The sequence below is a fragment of the Bradyrhizobium lupini genome (assembly GCF_040939785.1).
Lineage (GTDB): Bacteria > Pseudomonadota > Alphaproteobacteria > Rhizobiales > Xanthobacteraceae > Bradyrhizobium > Bradyrhizobium canariense_D.
On sequence record NZ_CP162553.1, the window covers coordinates 1314226 to 1330162 of the forward strand.

Here is a 15937-nt window from a genome sequence, read left to right on the forward strand (position 1 = left end):
AGCTAACGACGCCCCAGGAGTCAATCGAATTGGCGGGCCTTGGGATTCATGAGCTGAATCAAAGGGATCCAATATGGACGTGCAACGCAAGCTGGAAATCCTGGCCGACGCCGCCAAGTACGACGCGTCTTGCGCCTCCAGCGGCACCGAGAGGCGGGATTCCAGCGACGGCAAGGGCATGGGATCGACCGCGCCCGGCATGGGCATTTGCCATTCCTACGCGCCGGACGGTCGCTGTATCTCGCTGCTCAAGGTGCTGCTGACCAACGCCTGCAATTACGACTGCCTCTATTGCGTCAACCGGGCCTCTTCCAACGTGCCACGCGCCCGCTTCACCATCGACGAAGTCGTCAAGCTGACGCTCGACTTCTACCGGCGCAATTACATCGAAGGACTGTTTCTCTCCTCCGGCATCATCCGCAACCCCGACTACACCATGGAGCAGGTGGTAAGCGTCGCGCGCAAACTGCGCGAGGAGCATCACTTCCGTGGCTACATCCATCTCAAAACAATCCCCGAGGCCGACGATACATTGATCTCCGAGGCCGGCAAATATGCCGACCGTCTCTCTATCAACATCGAGATGCCGCAGGAGACGAGCCTGCAGCAATTCGCGCCCGAGAAGGACGTGCGCGCGATCCGCCGCACAATGGGCCGACTGCGGCTGAAGCTGGACGAGGCCGAGGAAAGCCGTAGCGCGAAGACGAAAGCCAAGCCGCAGCGCTTCGCACCGGCCGGCCAAAGCACGCAGATGATCGTCGGCGCCGACGCGGCCTCCGACCACACTATCCTCCACACCAGCGCCAATCTCTACAGTTCATACAGGCTGAGGCGCGTCTATTATTCCGCGTTCAGCCCGATCCCCGATGCCAGCCGCGCGCTGCCTCTGCGCGCGCCGCCCTGCTGCGCGAGCACCGACTCTACCAGGCCGACTGGCTGATGCGGTTCTACGGCTTCGACGTCGGCGAGATCGTCGACGACAGTGCGATGCTGCCGCTCGACATCGATCCAAAACTCGCCTGGGCGCTGCGCCACCGCGACCGCTTCCCGCTCGACGTCAACCGGGCCAGCCGCGAGGAATTGTTGCGCGTGCCGGGCTTCGGCACCAAGGCGGTCGAGCGCATCATCGCGGCGCGCCGCACGACCACCATCCGCGTCGCCGATCTCGCGCGGCTGCATGTGCCCCGGAACAAAGCGCTGCCGTTCATCGTGCTGAGCGATCACCGGCCCGCGCCGCACCGCCTCGACGAGGCACGGCTGATCGAACGGTTCAAGCCGAAGGCCACACAACTGGGATTTGGCTTCTGATGCAGTACATCACCCTCGAGAACGAAACCGATTTCGACGGCTGGCGCAAAGCCGCGCGTAGCCTCGTGCTTCACCAAATGAAACCGGTCGATGTCACCTGGACCGTGCAGGGCGGCGAAGCGGAGCTGTTCGCGCCACCCTCGCCGTCTCCGCTGCCGGCCGGTGGCGATAGCACCTTCAACGTGCCAGCAAAATTCGTCGAGCTCGCCAAGGCCGCGATCCTGCATCGCGATCCCGAGCGTTTCGCGATCCTCTATCGCCTGCTGTTTCGGCTGAACGACAATCACGACCTCATCGAGGTCGCGACCGATCTCGATGTCGCGCAAGTCACGGCCATGGCAAAGGCGGTCTACCGCGACGAGCACAAGATGCATGCCTTCGTGCGCTTCCGCGAGATCGGCAGGGAACGCGAAGCACACTACGTCGCCTGGTTCGAGCCGGAGCATCATATCGTCGAGCTCGCCGCGCCGTTCTTCGCCAAGCGCTTCGCCGATATGCCCTGGTCGATCCTGACGCCGGATTTGTGCGCGCATTGGGATGGCCACGCGCTCTCGTTCACGTCCGGCGTCGGCAAGAGCGAGGCGCCGAACGAAGACCGGCTGGAGGAAACCTGGCGGCGCTACTATGCCAGCATCTTCAATCCGGCCCGCCTGAAGGTGAAGGCAATGCAGACCGAGATGCCGAAGAAATATTGGAGGAACCTGCCCGAGGCTTCGATCATTAAGCCCCTGATTGAGGACGCCGAGCGCATGACCGGCGCCATGATCGCCAATGCCCCAACCGATCCGCACAAGCCTCAAAAGCGGCCGGAGGCTCCGATGAAACGCAAGACCGCTGCCGACGATCTCGAAGCGCTCCGCGAGGAGGCCGCCCACTGCCGCGCCTGCCATCTCTACAAGGACGCCACCCAGACCGTGTTCGGCGAGGGTCCGAAGTCCGCCAATATCATGCTGGTCGGCGAACAACCTGGCGACAAGGAAGACCTCGCCGGCCATCCCTTCGTCGGTCCAGCCGGCCAGATGCTCGACAAGGCGCTGCAGGAGGCCGGCGTCGACCGCAAGAAGGTCTATGTCACCAACGCGGTGAAACACTTCAAATTCGTGCCGCGCGGCAAGATTCGCCTGCATCAGAAGCCGAATACGCCGGAGATAAAGGCCTGCCGGCAGTGGTATGAGCGGGAGGTCTCCGTCATCCAGCCCGATCTCATCGTCGCGATGGGCGCGACCGCCGCGCAGAGCGTGTTCGGCAAGATCACCCCGATCGGAAAGAACCGCGGCCGGCTCATCGACCTGCCCGACGGTCACAAGGCGCTGGTGACGGTGCACCCGTCCTATCTGCTGCGGCTGCCCGATCCGGAAGCCAAGGTGCTGGAATATCGGCGCTTTGTCGAAGATTTGAAGATCGTCGCCGGGTTGCAGAAGAAAGCCGCGCGCGCCGCCTGAATACGGGCGGGAAAACCCCTTTCATGCCTCGCCTGTCATCCAGCCTTCAAATCCATCGCGGACAATAGCCCCTACAGAAAGTTAAGGGGCCTCCAGACATGACCGATGTTGCATTCGACCGCGCGGTAGCCGATCCCGCGCCGATCCAGCCGGCCTCGCGGCCAAATCTCGACAAGGGCTTCAATCCGCTGACGATGATCCTGTTCTTCGGCATCCTCGCCGCGGGCCTGCTCTATGTGGCCTACAGCATCTATTCGGATGTCGATGCGACCGGCACGCGGGTCACGAGCTATCTGCCCTACATCCTCTTGTTTGTCGCGCTGCTGATCGCGCTCGGCTTCGAATTCGTCAACGGCTTCCACGACACCGCCAACGCGGTAGCGACCGTGATCTACACCCATTCGCTGCCGGCCGAAGTCGCGGTGATGTGGTCGGGTTTCTTCAACTTTCTCGGCGTGCTGCTCTCGTCCGGCGCGGTCGCCTTCGGCATCGTCTCGCTGCTACCGGTCGAGCTGATCCTGCAGGTCGGCTCCAGCGCCGGTTTCGCGATGGTGTTCGCGCTGCTGATCGCCGCGATCCTTTGGAACCTCGGCACCTGGTATTTCGGCCTGCCGGCCTCCTCCTCGCACACGCTGATCGGCTCGATCATCGGGTCGGCGTTGCGAACGCGCTGATGCGCGGCCGCGACGGCACCTCGGGCGTGGACTGGGGCAAGGCTACGGAGATCGGCTATGCGCTTCTGTTGTCGCCACTGGTCGGCTTCATCTGCGCCGCCGGCCTGCTTCTGCTGCTCAAGCTGATCATCAAGAACCCGGCGCTCTATGCCGCCCCTGAGGGTCACAAAGCCCCGCCGATGTGGATTCGCGGCCTGCTGATCCTGACCTGCACCGGCGTCAGCTTCGCCCATGGTTCGAACGACGGCCAGAAGGGCATGGGCCTGATCATGCTGATCCTGATCGGCACCGTGCCCACAGCCTATGCGCTCAACCGCGCATTGCCGGAGTCGCAGGTCGCCCAGTTCGCGAAGGTCTCGGATGCCGCCTCCAAGGTGGTTGCGGCCAAGGGCGCCGGCCATGCGATCATCGGCGATCCCCGTCCTGCGGTGACGCAGTACGTCACCTCGCATCACATCAGCGAAGGCACCTACCCTTCGCTGTCAGCGCTGGTGAAGGATGTCGGCGAGCAGGTCGCGAAATACGGTTCGCTGAACAAGGTGCCGGCGGAAGTCGTCGGCAACACCCGCAACGACATGTACCTGACTTCGGAAGCGATCCGATTCCTGATGAAGGACAAGGAAAACGACCTCAGCAAGGAAGAGGTCGCGACCTTGAACGCCTACAAAGGCGGGCTAGACAGCGCGACCAAGTTCATCCCGACCTGGGTGAAGGTCGCGGTCGCGATCGCGCTCGGTCTCGGCACCATGATCGGCTGGAAGCGCATCGTCGTCACCGTCGGCGAGAAGATCGGCAAGACCCATCTCACCTACGCGCAGGGTGCCTCCGCCGAGCTCGTCGCCGCCGCCACGATCGGCGCCGCCGACGCGTTCGGCCTGCCGGTCTCGACCACCCACGTGCTGTCGTCCGGCGTCGCCGGCACCATGGCCGCGAACGGTTCGGGTCTCCAGGTCGCCACCATCAGGAACATGGTGATGGCCTGGGTGCTGACCTTGCCCGTCGCTATCCTGTTGTCGGGCACGCTGTACGTGATCTTCTCGCGGATCTTCTGAAGCCGATCAGTCACTCGAAGACAAAGGGCCCGTGCGATGCGCGGGCCCTTTTTCGTTTGTGCTTTCGGCTTGATCTTGCGCTTGGCCTTACGATGCCGCGAGCGATTCCTCGACCAGCTTAACCCAATACGATGTGCCGTAAACGATGGCGTCGTCGTCGAAATTGTAGGCGGGGTGATGCAGGCCGGCGCTGTCGCCGTTGCCGCAGAAGATGAAGGCGCCGGGGCGCGCTTCCAGCATATAGGCGAAATCCTCGCCGCCCATCAGCGGCGACATCTCGAGCACATTGGCCTCGCCCGCAACTTGCCCCGCGATGCGACGTGCGATCTCGGTCTCCGCGGCGTGATTGTTCACCACGGGATAATTCCGCTTGTAGTGCAGATCGATCTTGGCGCCTGTGATCTGCGCCACGCCCGCCACAACCTCGTGGACGCGCTTCTCCACCAGCTTGCGCACCTCCGGCGACAGCGTGCGGATGGTGCCCCTCAGTGTCGCGGTTTGTGGAATCACGTTACGGGCATTGCCTGCGTGGAACTCGCAGATCGAAATCACGGCCGATTCCAGCGGATCGACGCTGCGCGCAACGATCGACTGCAGCGCCGTGATCACCTGTGCACCGACCAGAACGGAATCCACACATTTGTGCGGCCGCGCGGCATGGCCGCCGAGGCCCTCGATCATGATATCGACCTCATCGGTCGCCGCCATGATCGGACCCGGCCGGATCGCGAACGAGCCCACCGGAATGCCCGGACCGTTGTGCATGCCGTAGACCTGCTCGATGCCGAAGCGCTCCATCGTGCCGTCCTTGACCATGGCCAAGCCACCCGCGCCGCCCTCCTCGGCCGGCTGGAAGATCACCACCGCATCGCCGGCGAAGTTGCGGGTCTCGGCGAGATAACGCGCAGCACCGAGCAGCATCGCGGTGTGGCCGTCATGGCCGCAGGCGTGCATCTTGCCGGGAGTCTTCGAAGCGTAAGGCAGGTTGGTCTGTTCCTCGACCGGCAGGGCATCCATGTCGGCACGCAGGCCGATGGCCTTGAGGCCCTCGCCGGCCGGCTTGCTGCCCTTGATCACGCCGACCACGCCGGTCTGGCCGATGCCCGTCACGACCTCATCGCAGCCGAATTCGCGCAGGCGGTCCGCGACGAATGCTGCGGTGCGGTGGACGTCGTAGAGCAGCTCCGGATGCTGGTGGATGTCCCGGCGCCAGGCCTGAATATCGGGTTGAAGGTCGGCGACGCGGTTCACGATGGGCATGGAGGGTCTCAAGCTTTGTTGAAAATGCAGGCCTGTCTACCATGCAAGCACCAGTCCACCCAACTGGCGGGGATCTGGGGTAGCTCTGTCCTCCCGTCATGGCCGGACTTGTCCCGGCCATCCACGTCTGACTATTAGAACGGAAAGTGCGTGGATGCCTGGGACAAGCCTGGGCATAATGCCTATTGGGTGGAAGCAGAATGCCAAGGCGGCTCGAAGGTGAGTTTGACTATATTGTCGTTGGGGCCGGCACGGCGGGCTGCATCGTCGCCAACCGGCTGTCGGCCAATTCCAGCAATCGCGTCCTCCTCCTCGAAGCCGGCGGCGACGACAACTGGATCTGGTTCCACATTCCCGTCGGCTATCTCTTCGCCATCGGCAATCCGCGCTCGGACTGGATGTTCAGGACCGAGGCCGAGCCCGGCCTGAACGGCCGCTCGCTCGCCTATCCCCGTGGCAAGGTGATCGGCGGCTCCTCGGCGATCAACGCCATGATCTCGATGCGTGGACAGGCCGCCGATTACGATCACTGGCGCCAGCTCGGCATGACCGGCTGGGGTTATGACGACGTGCTGCCGCTGTTCAAACGGCTCGAGGATCACTTCCTCGGCGCAAGCGAGCATCACGGCGCCGGCGGCGGCTGGCGCATCGAGGCGCCGCGGCTGTCCTGGGACATACTCGATGCCGTGGGCGATGCGGCCGAGGAGATGGGCATCAAGCGCATCCCGGATTTCAATACCGGCGACAACGAAGGCACCAGCTATTTCCACGTCAATCAGAAGCGCGGCCGGCGCTGGTCGTCGGCGCGCGGCTTTCTCAAGCCGGTATTGAACCGCCCGAACCTGCGGCTCGAAAAGCATGTGCTGGTCGATCGTCTGATCATCGAACAGGGCCGCGCCGTCGGCGTGCGCTTCATCCAGAATGGCGAGATCATCGAGGCGCGTGCGAAACGCGAGGTGGTCCTCTCGGCAGGCGCGATTGGCTCGGTACAGGTGCTGCATCGCTCCGGCATCGGACCTGCCGACTGGCTGTCGCCGCTCGGCATCGACATCGTGATGGACAAGCCCGGCGTCGGCCGCAATCTGCAGGATCATCTGCAGCAGCGCGCGATCTACAAGGTCGAAGGCGTGCGCACACTGAACGAGACCTATTACAACCTGGTTCGACGCGGCCTGATGGGCCTCGACTACGCCTTCCGCCGCCGCGGGCCGTTGACCATGGCGCCGTCGCAGCTCGGCATCTTCACCCGCTCCGATGCGACGCGCGCACGCGCCAACATCCAGTTCCACGTGCAACCGCTGTCGCTCGACAAGTTCGGCGATCCCCTGCACCGCTTTCCCGCGATCACGGTGAGCGCCTGCAATCTCCAGCCGACATCGCGTGGCACCGTACGTCTGCGTTCGGCGGCGCCGGACGAGAAGCCCATCATCGCGCCGAATTATCTTTCAACGGACGACGACCGTCAGGTCGGCGCCGATGCCATCCGCACCACCCGCCGCCTGATGCAGCAGAAGGCCTTGGCAAAATACCGCCCAAGCGAATATCTACCCGGCCCCGCCGTCGGCGACGACGATGCCTCTCTTGCCAAGGCCGCCGGCGACATCGGCACCACCATCTTCCATCCCGTCGGTACCGCGAAGATGGGCGCAGCAAATGATCCGATGGCGGTGGTCGACGAACGCCTGCGCTTCTACGGTCTCGGCAGCCTTCGCATTGTCGATGCCTCGATCATGCCGACCATCACGTCTGGCAACACCAACACGCCGACCGCGATGATCGCCGAGAAAGGCGCGACGATGATTTTGGAGGATGCAAAGTGAATGCGTAGCTTTGATCGGGCGTAGCGAAATCCAGGGAGTATCGTAAGTCTGGTCCCGTGTTCCGCTACGCTCCATACGGGCTACGCGTCCAACCACCTCACGAAAACGTCATCGCGTCCGGGAATAAGTCCCCTCCTCTCCCAATCACATCTCCGAAGCCCAATTCCGGGCGGAGTGGAGCTGCGCGATGAGCGGACACGATCACGGTGAGGACGGCTTAAGCCGCCGCAAGGTGTTGGAATGTATGACCTGGGCGGGCACCGGGGTGCTCTGGACCGTCACCGGTGGCGTCCCGCGCTCGCTCGGCATCATCGATTCCGCGCAGGCTGCGACCGCGGCGGCGCCCGGAATGACCTTCCTCCAGATCAGCGACAGCCATGTCGGCTTCGACAAGCCGGCCAATCCCAACGCGCTCGGCACGCTGGAGGAAGCCGTCAACAAGATCAACGCGATGCCGGTCAAGCCGTCCTTCATGATCCACACTGGCGACATCACGCATCTCTCCAAGGCCGCCGAGTTCGACAATGCCGATCGCATCATCTCGCAGAGCAAGCTCGACGTGCACTACGTGCCCGGCGAGCATGATTTCCTCGACGAGGACGTGAAGTTTTATCGCGAGCGCTACGGCCGCGGTACCAAGGGGGCAGGCTGGTATTCGTTCGACGCCGGCGGCGTGCACTTCATCGGCCTCGTCAATGTCGTCGACCTCAAGGCCGGCGGCCTCGGCAATCTCGGTGCCGAGCAGCTCGCCTGGCTCGAGGACGATCTGCGCGGCAAGTCGAAATCGACGCCGATCGTGCTGTTCGCCCACATCCCGCTCTGGACCGTCTACCCCGAATGGGGCTGGGGCACTGAGGACGGCGCCCGCGCGCTGGAACAGGTGAAAGGCTTCGGTTCGGTCACCGTGCTCAATGGCCACATTCACCAGGTGATGCAGAAGGTCGAAGGCAACGTCACCTTCCACACCGCACGCTCCACCGCCTTTCCGCAGCCGGCGCCGGGAGCTGCCCCCTCGCCCGGACCGATGAAGGTCGAGGACGCAAAGCTCCGCGCGATGCTCGGCGTTGCCAGCATCAACTTCAAGCAGAACGAGCAGCGGCTCGCGATCATCGACACGCCGCTCCAGAGTTGATGCAGGACTAACGGAAGCTGACAATGAAGACTCTCAATCGCCGCGACCTCGGTGTCGCCTTCGGTCTTGCTTTGGCCGCGGCCATGCTGTTACCCGCCACAACCGCCCATGCCGACGACATGGAGGTGCATATCGACAATTTCGTCTTCCAGCCGGCCGAGCTCAAGATCAAGGTCGGCACCACCGTGACCTGGACCAACCGGGACGACATCCCCCACACCGTGGTGTCGGCCGGGAAGTTCAGGTCCAAGACCCTGGACACTGACGACAAGTTCTCGTTCACCTTCACCAATGCGGGCGACTACAAATATTTTTGTTCTCTGCACCCGCACATGACGGGGATGATCAAGGTTGAGTAACACCTCGAACCAAGGCATCAACGTCTTGCCCGGCCGGTGGTCCCACACCGGCCGGGCCCGTGTGCCTTCGGTCACACTCAGGGACGAAACGAATAGGGACGAGACGAACAGCGACGAAACCAAGCAACGAGCAGAACAAGAGGCAAAGCGAGGAGCGATGCCCGCCAACGACGATTTGCAGAAGGCGCAACGCTTCCGCGAGGCGGCGCTGCCCCATCTCGACGACGTCTACACGCTCGCGCGCTATCTCTTGCGTGACCCCTCCGATGCCGAGGACGCGGTGCAGGAGTGCTATCTGCGCTCGCTGAAGCATTTCGACAGCTATCGCGGGCCGGCGATAAAGCCTTGGCTGTTCGCGATCCTGCGTAACGTCTGCAATGCCGAATATGCACGGCGCGCACACAGGCACAGCGCGATCGAGGATACGCCCGGCGCTGCCGAGCAGACGCCGATCTGGCAGGAGACCGAGGCCAGCCCCGAAACCGAAGTGCTGCGCAGCCGCGATGCGGGCGCGATCCGCAAGCTGATCGACGCGCTCGCCGAGCCGTTCAAGGAAACGTTCGTGCTGCGGGAGATCAACAACCTATCCTATCGTGAAATCGCCGAGGCCGCCGGCGTGCCCGTCGGCACTGTGATGTCCCGCCTCGCCCGCGCCCGTGCCATGCTGCGCGCGGCCTGGACGGCGGATGAGGAGCAAGCAAGATGACCTGCGACGAAGCAAGAATCCTGCTTCACGCGCTGCTCGACAACGAGCTCGATGCCGGCCACGCGCGCGAGGTCGAAGCCCATATCGCCGGCTGCCCGGCCTGCGCTGCGGAGTTCGCCGCGCAGCGCGAGATGCAGCGCGTGCTCGCAGACGCCGATTTGCGCTACACCGCACCGGCGAGTCTGCGTGCGCGTATCGAGGCCTCGCTGCCGCAGCCGCAGCATCAACAGCCGAGCCGCCGCTCCGTGCTGCGCGGCTTTGCGATGGGCTCGGCAGTCTCCGCGCTCGCCGCCTCCGGCGTCGTCGCATTGGTGCTGCGCCAGGACGACCAGCAGCGGATCCTGTCGGAGGTCGTCTCCGCGCATCTTCGCTCGCTGCAGGCCGGCCATCTCATCGACGTGGTCTCGACCGACCAGCACACGGTGAAGCCGTGGTTCAACGGCAAGCTCGACGTCGCCCCACCCGTGATCGACCTCACCGCGCAAGGTTTTACGCTGGTCGGCGGCAGGCTCGACTATATCGACGCCCGTGCCATCGGTGCCGTCGTCTACAAGCGCCGGCAGCACGTCGTCAATCTGTTCGTGTCGCAGACATCGAACGCGGAATACCGCGCGCCCAAGACCGAAACCATGCAGGGCTTCAACTGCCGGCGCTGGGGCAATCGCGGCCTGAGCTTCTGGGCCGTCAGCGATCTCGGCGCAGACGAGCTTGCCGAATTCGTCGACAAGTTCGAGGCGGCGATGAACGGTTAGCCTCTGCGCATCCAGTCATTCGAGCGGAGGAAACCGTTCGAAGACGGGCAGTTCGTGAGCCCGCTCCATCCAGCCAATCCGCTCGGCGACTTGAATGTGCATCGTCGCCGGCGTGGCATCGGGGTCATCATAGGTGCCGCTCTGGACATCGATGATATCAGGCATCAGGTTTTCGTTGATGTAGAACAGCCCCGTGCCGCAATCGGCACAGAAGTGACGTCGTCCATGCTCGGATGATTGATAGATCTTCGGCTGACCGCGCACGACTTTGACCGCCTTGAGCGAATACATCGCCCAGCCAACCATCGGTGCCCCGGAGTGACGGCGGCAATCCGCGCAATGGCAGAGCGCATGCACCATCATGTCGCCGTTCACTTCATAACGGATCGCGCCGCAATGACAGCCGCCACTCAAAGGCATCGCCCACTCCTCTCCCGGTCAGGTCAATGCCGGAAAATAAGCGTCGATTTGGAATTTCGGGAGACGGACTGCTTCAGCAGGTCGCACGTCGCGACATCAGGCCGCAGCAGAGGCCTTACGCAGACCTTCGCACCGCATTGTCCACCAGCGTCTTGCCGAGCGACCAAATCGCGCCGGGGACCTTGTGGCTGCCGGCGATGACGTCGTCGAAGGCGCGCTCGATCCAGCCGCAATCTTCCTCGGTGATGGTGAGCGGCGGCAACAGCTTGATGGTGTGGCTGCCATGGCCGGCGACTTGCGTGAGGATCTTGTGGTCCTTGAACAGCGGCACGGTGATGAGCTGGCAGAACAGACCCTTGTTGGCTGCCTCCAGCACGTTCCAGGACGCCCGCAGCCGCAGCGATTTCGGCGGACCGAACTCGACGCCGATCATCAGGCCCTTGCCGCGGACCTCCTTCAACAGCTCGTAGCCGGGCACCATGCGCGTGAGCGCGAGGCGCAGCTCGGCACCGCGCTTGGCGGCGGACTCGATCAGCTTCTCGGACTCCATGATGTCAAGCGTGGCGATGCCCGCAGCCATCGCCAGGTCGTTCTTGGAGAAGGTCGAGCCGTGCACGACGGCGCGGTCCATCTGGTTGAATATCTTGTCGAAGATGCTTTTGCGCGTCAGCACCGCGCCGACCGGCACATGGCCGCCGGACAGCGACTTCGACAGCAGCACCATGTCGGGCTCGACGTTCCAGTGCTCGACCGCGAGGAAGCGGCCGGTGCGGCCCATGCCGGTCTGGATCTCGTCGGCGACGAACAGCGTGCCGTATTTCTTGCAGAGCGCAGCTGCACCCGGCAGGAACTCGTCGGTGGGCATGTTGACGCCCTTGCCCTGGATTGGCTCGACGACGAAGGCCGCCACCTCGCGCGAGGCCAGCGCCTTTTCGAGCGCGGCGAGATCGTTGAACGGGATCGAAGTGCATCCCGGCAGCAGCGGCTCGAAGCCGGTGCGGAAGTTCGAATCACCGGTCAGCGACAGCGCGCCATAGGTCAGGCCGTGATAGCCGTGGGCACAATAGACGATCCCCGGACGCCCGGTGGCGCCGCGGGCGAACTTGATCGCCGCTTCGACGCATTCGGCGCCGGAATTGGCGAAGAACGCCTTATCAAGATAGGGGACGTATTTCAGGAGCCGCTCGGCGAGCACGCCGGCGAGCACCGAGACGTCGAACTGGACGAGGTTGGGCAGGTCGGCATCGAGCACGCTCTTGAGCGCCTCGCGCATGACAGGATGATTGCGCCCGATCGCAAACACGCCAAAACCGGACAAGAGGTCGAGATAGCGCGCCCCGTCGCGGTCGTAGAGATACTGTCCCTGCCCCTTCTGGAAGCCGACATCGTAGCCGATGGTCTTCAGAACCCGAACGAACTGCTCGTTCAGATGCCGATTATGCAGGGCGCTGCGCTGGGCCTGGCGGTCCGCGAACAGCTGAGACATGTCTGGATTTGGGCTGTGCATCCGCTACATACTTCGGTTGAGGGCCGTCTCGTCAACTGAAAACGGAACGTCGCTGAAAACGGTCTGTGCGGCCTTTTGCCCTTTTTCGGACCATCTTCGCAAGCAGAGCTTTAGACCATGTTGCACTGCCAAGGAACTATCATGCGTTTAGCCCTTTACACCGGACTAATACTGGCTGGCGGTTACACCTGCCTGAACCCGGCGCTCGCGGCCGATCCGACCGGCGACTGGCGGGTTGCCGACGGCGTCGCCAACATTCGTGTCGCCCAATGCAATGGCAGCATGTGGGGCGCGGTTTCCTGGGAAAAACAGCCCGGGGGCCGCGACGAGAACAATCCGGACGCGTCGAAAAAGACCCGGCCCACGCTGGGCATGGCGACCCTGATCGACATGAAGAAAAAGCCCGGCGCCGATCAATGGGAAGGTCAGGTCTACAATGCCAAGGACGGCCAGCTCTACAGCGCAACCATCACGCCGGTTGGCACCGACCAGCTCGAGATCAAGGGCTGCGTGATGGGGTTCCTGTGCGGTGGCGAGACCTGGACCCGGGTCAGCCCCCCGATTCCCTTGAGCTCCGCCAACGCCATGGCCAAGGGCGCGCCGAAGCCCACCGGCGCGGCGCCGAAAGCCCCGGGAACGACCGGCGCTACGGTGGCGCAGCCTGCGCCCGCAGCCCCGAAGGCCGCCGGCACCGCCAAACCCGGTCAGAAGGGCGCCGCCGACCAGGTCGGCGACATCTGCCTACTCCCTGAGATTGCGGGGTTTGCCCATTAGGGCAGGCTGAAACAGCAGCACGGCGGCGAGCGTCGTCACCAGCGACAACGCCAGCAGCTTGCCCATGCTGGACGTGCCGGGATGGCTCGACAGCCAAAGGCTGCCGAACGCGGTGGCCGTTGTCAGCGCGCTGAAAAAGATCGCGCGCGTCAGGCTGGTCTGGAGCAGGTTTGTCCTGCCCGAGCGCCAGGCCACGACATAGTAGATCTTGAAGGCCACGCCGACGCCGAGCAGCAGCGGGAACGCGACGATATTGGCGAAGTTGAGCGGCAAGCCGATCAGCACGCAGATCTCGAGCGTGACCGCGCCTGCCACCAACAGCGGCACCAGCGTCATCAACACGTCGACGAACCGGCGCAGCGTGATCCACAGCAACAGGCCGATCACCAGCAGCGCATAGATTCCGGCATGGATGAACGCCTTCACCACGGTGTCGCCGGATTTCAGGATCGAGACCGGACCGCCGATCGCGGTCGGCTCGGCAACGAGCACCGCCGCCGCAAATTTGCGTAGCGTGTCGTTGTCGTTGGGATCACCCTTCGGCAGCGCCTCGACGCGGATGATACCGTCCTTGCTCTTCCAGGCGCTGACGAGATCTGCCGGCAATGACTTCAGGGTGACCGGCTCGGCCTGCAACGCGTTCCGGAGCTGGTCGAACACGATCTTCATCGGCGCGACGAACACGTCCTGCGCCTTGTTCCGTGTGGCTTCATCGGCATTGGCGAGCTTTTCCAGCGCATCCGCGAGCCGACGCGAGGCAACCGCACCCGGGCCCTTCGCATCGCCTGCGGTCCGGCGCAGATTGTCGACCGACGATTTCAGCGCATCGACGTTTTCCTTGTCCGACGGCGCGGCGTCGATCTGGTCGGGATTGAGCGCGGGGTTCAGCACCTTGGCGCCCTGCGCGAGCAGCTTCAGCTTCGGCGGCTGGTCTTCAGGAACGAAGCTGTTGAGCGACATCACCCGCAACACCTCCGGCACCTTCTCCAACTTCGCCTCCACCTGCCTTGCCTGCTCTTCCGACGTGGTCATCACGTTGATGGCATTGGCGCCCGTGTTGGGATCCTTGCGCAAGTCGAGGAAGGTCGCGATCGACTCTGCCTTCGGGTTGCGCAGATTCATCGGGTTGAAGTCGAACTTCATGAAATAGAGCAGCGGCAGGCCGGCGACCGCCAGAAACATGGTGCCACCGACGACCAGCACGCGGTGCTTCTCCAGGAAGTGATCGAGCGGCGCCAGGAAGGCATAGCCGACCGGCTCTTTCTCACCGGGCGGGTTCAACAGCTTCAGCATCGCCGGGAGCACGGTGATGCTAGTGAGGAACGCGACCAGCATGCCGACGCCGGCGATCTGGCCGAGTTCGGCGATACCCTTGTAGTCCGTGGGGATGAAGCAGAGGAAGCCAGCCGCGGTCGCCATTGCCGCCAGCGACAACGGAATTGCCGAGCGCTTGGCGGCCAGGATCAGCGCACCCGAGAGATCGTTGTGCTTGTAGCGCTCGGAGCGATAGCGGACGCTGTACTGGATGCCGAAATCGACGCCGAGGCCGACGAACAGCACGGCGAATGCGATCGACAGCAAATTGAGCGAGCCCACCATCATCAGGCCGGCGGCGGTGGTCAGCGCAAGACCGACGAAGAGATTGACGAACACCGCGAAGATGATCTTCGCCGAATGCAGCGCCAGCCACAGGATGAGCAGCACGACGAGGACCGTGCCGATGCCATTGACGACGGCGCCTTCCTGGACGGTTGCATATTCCTCGTTGGCGATCGGGACCGGCCCGGTCAGCCGGACTCGCGCCTGATATTTGGTGGCAAAATCCAGATCGGCTGCGGCCTTGCGGATCGCGTCGGTTGCGCCCTTGCCGGGCTCAAGCGCGTTGTAGTCGAGGATCGGCTTGAACTCGATGAAGGCGCGCTTGTCCGAATCCGTCAGCGGCTCGTCACTGACGAGCTGGCGCCAGGAGAACGTCGCATTGCCCTTGTTGAGCACGGTCTCGACCGTTTGCGCGATCTGGTTGAAGGGCCGTTCGGTGTTGTCGAGCTTAACCTGCCCGCGCTTGACGCCGGCAAGTCCCGTCTCGAGCGCGCCGGTCAGGCCGCGGATCGAGGGATCGCCCGCCATGATCTCGATCAGGGGTGCTGCGGATTCGAACTGGCCGGTGACCTTGGCAACTTCCTCTGTCGGCAGGAACAGCAGACCATTCTTCTCGAAGAACTCGCCGGTGCCGAGCTGCTGCATCGACTGGAATTCGGTCTTGTTGTCCTTCAGCTTGGCATAGAGCGCGTCCGACGCCGCGGTCGCCATCTCCGGCGTCTTGGCTTCGACCACCGCCGTAATCGTCGCATCGCGGTCGAAGGCGCGATCGAACTGCTGGTCGCGTTGGCGCCAGTCCAGATTTTGGGCAATCAGCGAGTTGATGTCGGTGTTGATGGCGAAATGCTGGGACGTGTAATAGCCCGCCCCCACCGCCAGCAGGAGCCCGAGAACGACGACGAGGGAGGCAAACCGGGTGCAGGCCCTGACGATGGCAACGACGACGCTTTGCAGCACTACTTTTCTTTCTGCGGTTAACAGCTTGCCGGAAACGCCCGCTGTTTAACGGAGTTCCCGGCCGAAACCTATTGCTGTTTTGAGTGGTTATCGCCGTCAGAAGCTTCGAGGTAAACGGCGGAAGACCATGGCATAATCATGCGGGCCATCGGTATAGCCGAGGAGTTGAGGCGGG

11 protein-coding genes and 2 pseudogenes are annotated in these 15937 nt (G+C 63.5%); 9 read left to right on the plus strand and 4 right to left on the minus strand.

The features are described 5' to 3' along the window. Positions 1 to 73: 73 nt before the first annotated feature. The 3 genes and pseudogenes from AB3L03_RS06595 to AB3L03_RS06605 all read left to right on the plus strand — a co-directional run bounded on the left by AB3L03_RS06595 (position 74) and on the right by AB3L03_RS06605 (position 4476). Positions 74 to 1308: pseudogene (locus AB3L03_RS06595) on the plus strand (putative DNA modification/repair radical SAM protein). Next, on the plus strand, positions 1308 to 2750 hold the full coding sequence (locus AB3L03_RS06600) for a UdgX family uracil-DNA binding protein (protein WP_018456907.1): 1443 nt from the start codon (positions 1308 to 1310) through the stop codon (positions 2748 to 2750). Before AB3L03_RS06595 ends, AB3L03_RS06600 begins: the two are co-directional and overlap by 1 nt. A 98-nt stretch (positions 2751 to 2848) precedes the next feature. Beyond that, positions 2849 to 4476 (plus strand): annotated as a pseudogene (locus AB3L03_RS06605) (inorganic phosphate transporter). Positions 4477 to 4563: 87 nt separating this feature from the next. Here AB3L03_RS06605 and AB3L03_RS06610 read toward each other — a convergent pair. Next, the gene (locus tag AB3L03_RS06610) at positions 4564 to 5736 is read right to left on the minus strand and encodes a M20 aminoacylase family protein (protein ID WP_368508365.1); all 1173 of its coding nucleotides are present in this window, start codon (positions 5734 to 5736) and stop codon (positions 4564 to 4566) included. Positions 5737 to 5936: 200 nt separating this feature from the next. On the opposite strand from AB3L03_RS06610, the gene AB3L03_RS06615 reads away from it, so the two are divergent. From AB3L03_RS06615 to AB3L03_RS06635, 5 genes are all read left to right on the plus strand, one after another. Beyond that, positions 5937 to 7556: a GMC family oxidoreductase gene (locus AB3L03_RS06615; RefSeq protein WP_204510668.1), complete on the plus strand. Its 1620-nt coding sequence runs from the start codon at positions 5937 to 5939 to the stop codon at positions 7554 to 7556. Between the two features lie 187 nt (positions 7557 to 7743). Further along, positions 7744 to 8688: a metallophosphoesterase gene (locus AB3L03_RS06620; RefSeq protein ID WP_204510667.1), complete on the plus strand. Its 945-nt coding sequence runs from the start codon at positions 7744 to 7746 to the stop codon at positions 8686 to 8688. A gap of 23 nt (positions 8689 to 8711) precedes the next feature. Next, positions 8712 to 9047: a cupredoxin family copper-binding protein gene (locus tag AB3L03_RS06625; protein WP_018456912.1), complete on the plus strand. Its 336-nt coding sequence runs from the start codon at positions 8712 to 8714 to the stop codon at positions 9045 to 9047. Between the two features lie 157 nt (positions 9048 to 9204). After that, positions 9205 to 9753: a sigma-70 family RNA polymerase sigma factor gene (locus AB3L03_RS06630; protein ID WP_368508366.1), complete on the plus strand. Its 549-nt coding sequence runs from the start codon at positions 9205 to 9207 to the stop codon at positions 9751 to 9753. After that, positions 9750 to 10505 carry an anti-sigma factor gene (locus tag AB3L03_RS06635; RefSeq protein ID WP_018456914.1) on the plus strand — a complete coding sequence of 252 codons (756 nt, stop codon included), beginning with the start codon at positions 9750 to 9752 and terminating at the stop codon, positions 10503 to 10505. The genes AB3L03_RS06630 and AB3L03_RS06635 overlap by 4 nt, the downstream gene beginning before the upstream one ends. A gap of 15 nt (positions 10506 to 10520) precedes the next feature. Here the strand turns inward: AB3L03_RS06635 and AB3L03_RS06640 are convergent, their stop codons facing one another. Both AB3L03_RS06640 and hpnO read right to left on the minus strand, forming a co-directional pair. Then, on the minus strand, positions 10521 to 10925 hold the full coding sequence (locus tag AB3L03_RS06640; protein ID WP_204510665.1) for a GFA family protein: 405 nt from the start codon (positions 10923 to 10925) through the stop codon (positions 10521 to 10523). 115 nt (positions 10926 to 11040) lie between these two features. Next, entirely contained in the window at positions 11041 to 12432 is a 1392-nt protein-coding gene (gene hpnO / locus AB3L03_RS06645; RefSeq protein ID WP_026233264.1) for an aminobacteriohopanetriol synthase HpnO, read from the minus strand. A 141-nt stretch (positions 12433 to 12573) separates the two neighbouring features. Here hpnO and AB3L03_RS06650 point away from each other — a divergent pair, with 141 nt between their 5' ends. Beyond that, complete coding sequence (locus tag AB3L03_RS06650) at positions 12574 to 13206, plus strand: DUF2147 domain-containing protein (protein WP_204510664.1); 633 nt, start codon at positions 12574 to 12576, stop codon at positions 13204 to 13206. On the opposite strand, the gene AB3L03_RS06655 is transcribed toward AB3L03_RS06650, so the two are convergent. Continuing rightward, on the minus strand, positions 13174 to 15762 hold the full coding sequence (locus tag AB3L03_RS06655; protein ID WP_018456918.1) for an MMPL family transporter: 2589 nt from the start codon (positions 15760 to 15762) through the stop codon (positions 13174 to 13176). The genes AB3L03_RS06650 and AB3L03_RS06655 overlap by 33 nt on opposite strands. Positions 15763 to 15937 lie beyond the last annotated feature (175 nt).

Excerpts from the sequence above, each read along its gene's own strand:
- AB3L03_RS06635 (WP_018456914.1), top strand. The coding sequence starts at position 9,750 with ATGACCTGCGACGAAGCAAGAATCCTGCTTCACGCGCTGCTCGACAAC.
- AB3L03_RS06620 (WP_204510667.1), top strand. The coding sequence starts at position 7,744 with ATGAGCGGACACGATCACGGTGAGGACGGCTTAAGCCGCCGCAAGGTG.
- AB3L03_RS06650 (WP_204510664.1), top strand. The coding sequence starts at position 12,574 with ATGCGTTTAGCCCTTTACACCGGACTAATACTGGCTGGCGGTTACACC.
- AB3L03_RS06615 (WP_204510668.1), top strand. The coding sequence starts at position 5,937 with ATGCCAAGGCGGCTCGAAGGTGAGTTTGACTATATTGTCGTTGGGGCC.
- AB3L03_RS06625 (WP_018456912.1), top strand. The coding sequence starts at position 8,712 with ATGAAGACTCTCAATCGCCGCGACCTCGGTGTCGCCTTCGGTCTTGCT.
- AB3L03_RS06630 (WP_368508366.1), top strand. The coding sequence starts at position 9,205 with ATGCCCGCCAACGACGATTTGCAGAAGGCGCAACGCTTCCGCGAGGCG.
- AB3L03_RS06600 (WP_018456907.1), top strand. The coding sequence starts at position 1,308 with ATGCAGTACATCACCCTCGAGAACGAAACCGATTTCGACGGCTGGCGC.
- AB3L03_RS06610 (WP_368508365.1), bottom strand. The coding sequence starts at position 5,736 with ATGCCCATCGTGAACCGCGTCGCCGACCTTCAACCCGATATTCAGGCC.
- AB3L03_RS06640 (WP_204510665.1), bottom strand. The coding sequence starts at position 10,925 with ATGCCTTTGAGTGGCGGCTGTCATTGCGGCGCGATCCGTTATGAAGTG.
- hpnO (WP_026233264.1), bottom strand. The coding sequence starts at position 12,432 with ATGCACAGCCCAAATCCAGACATGTCTCAGCTGTTCGCGGACCGCCAG.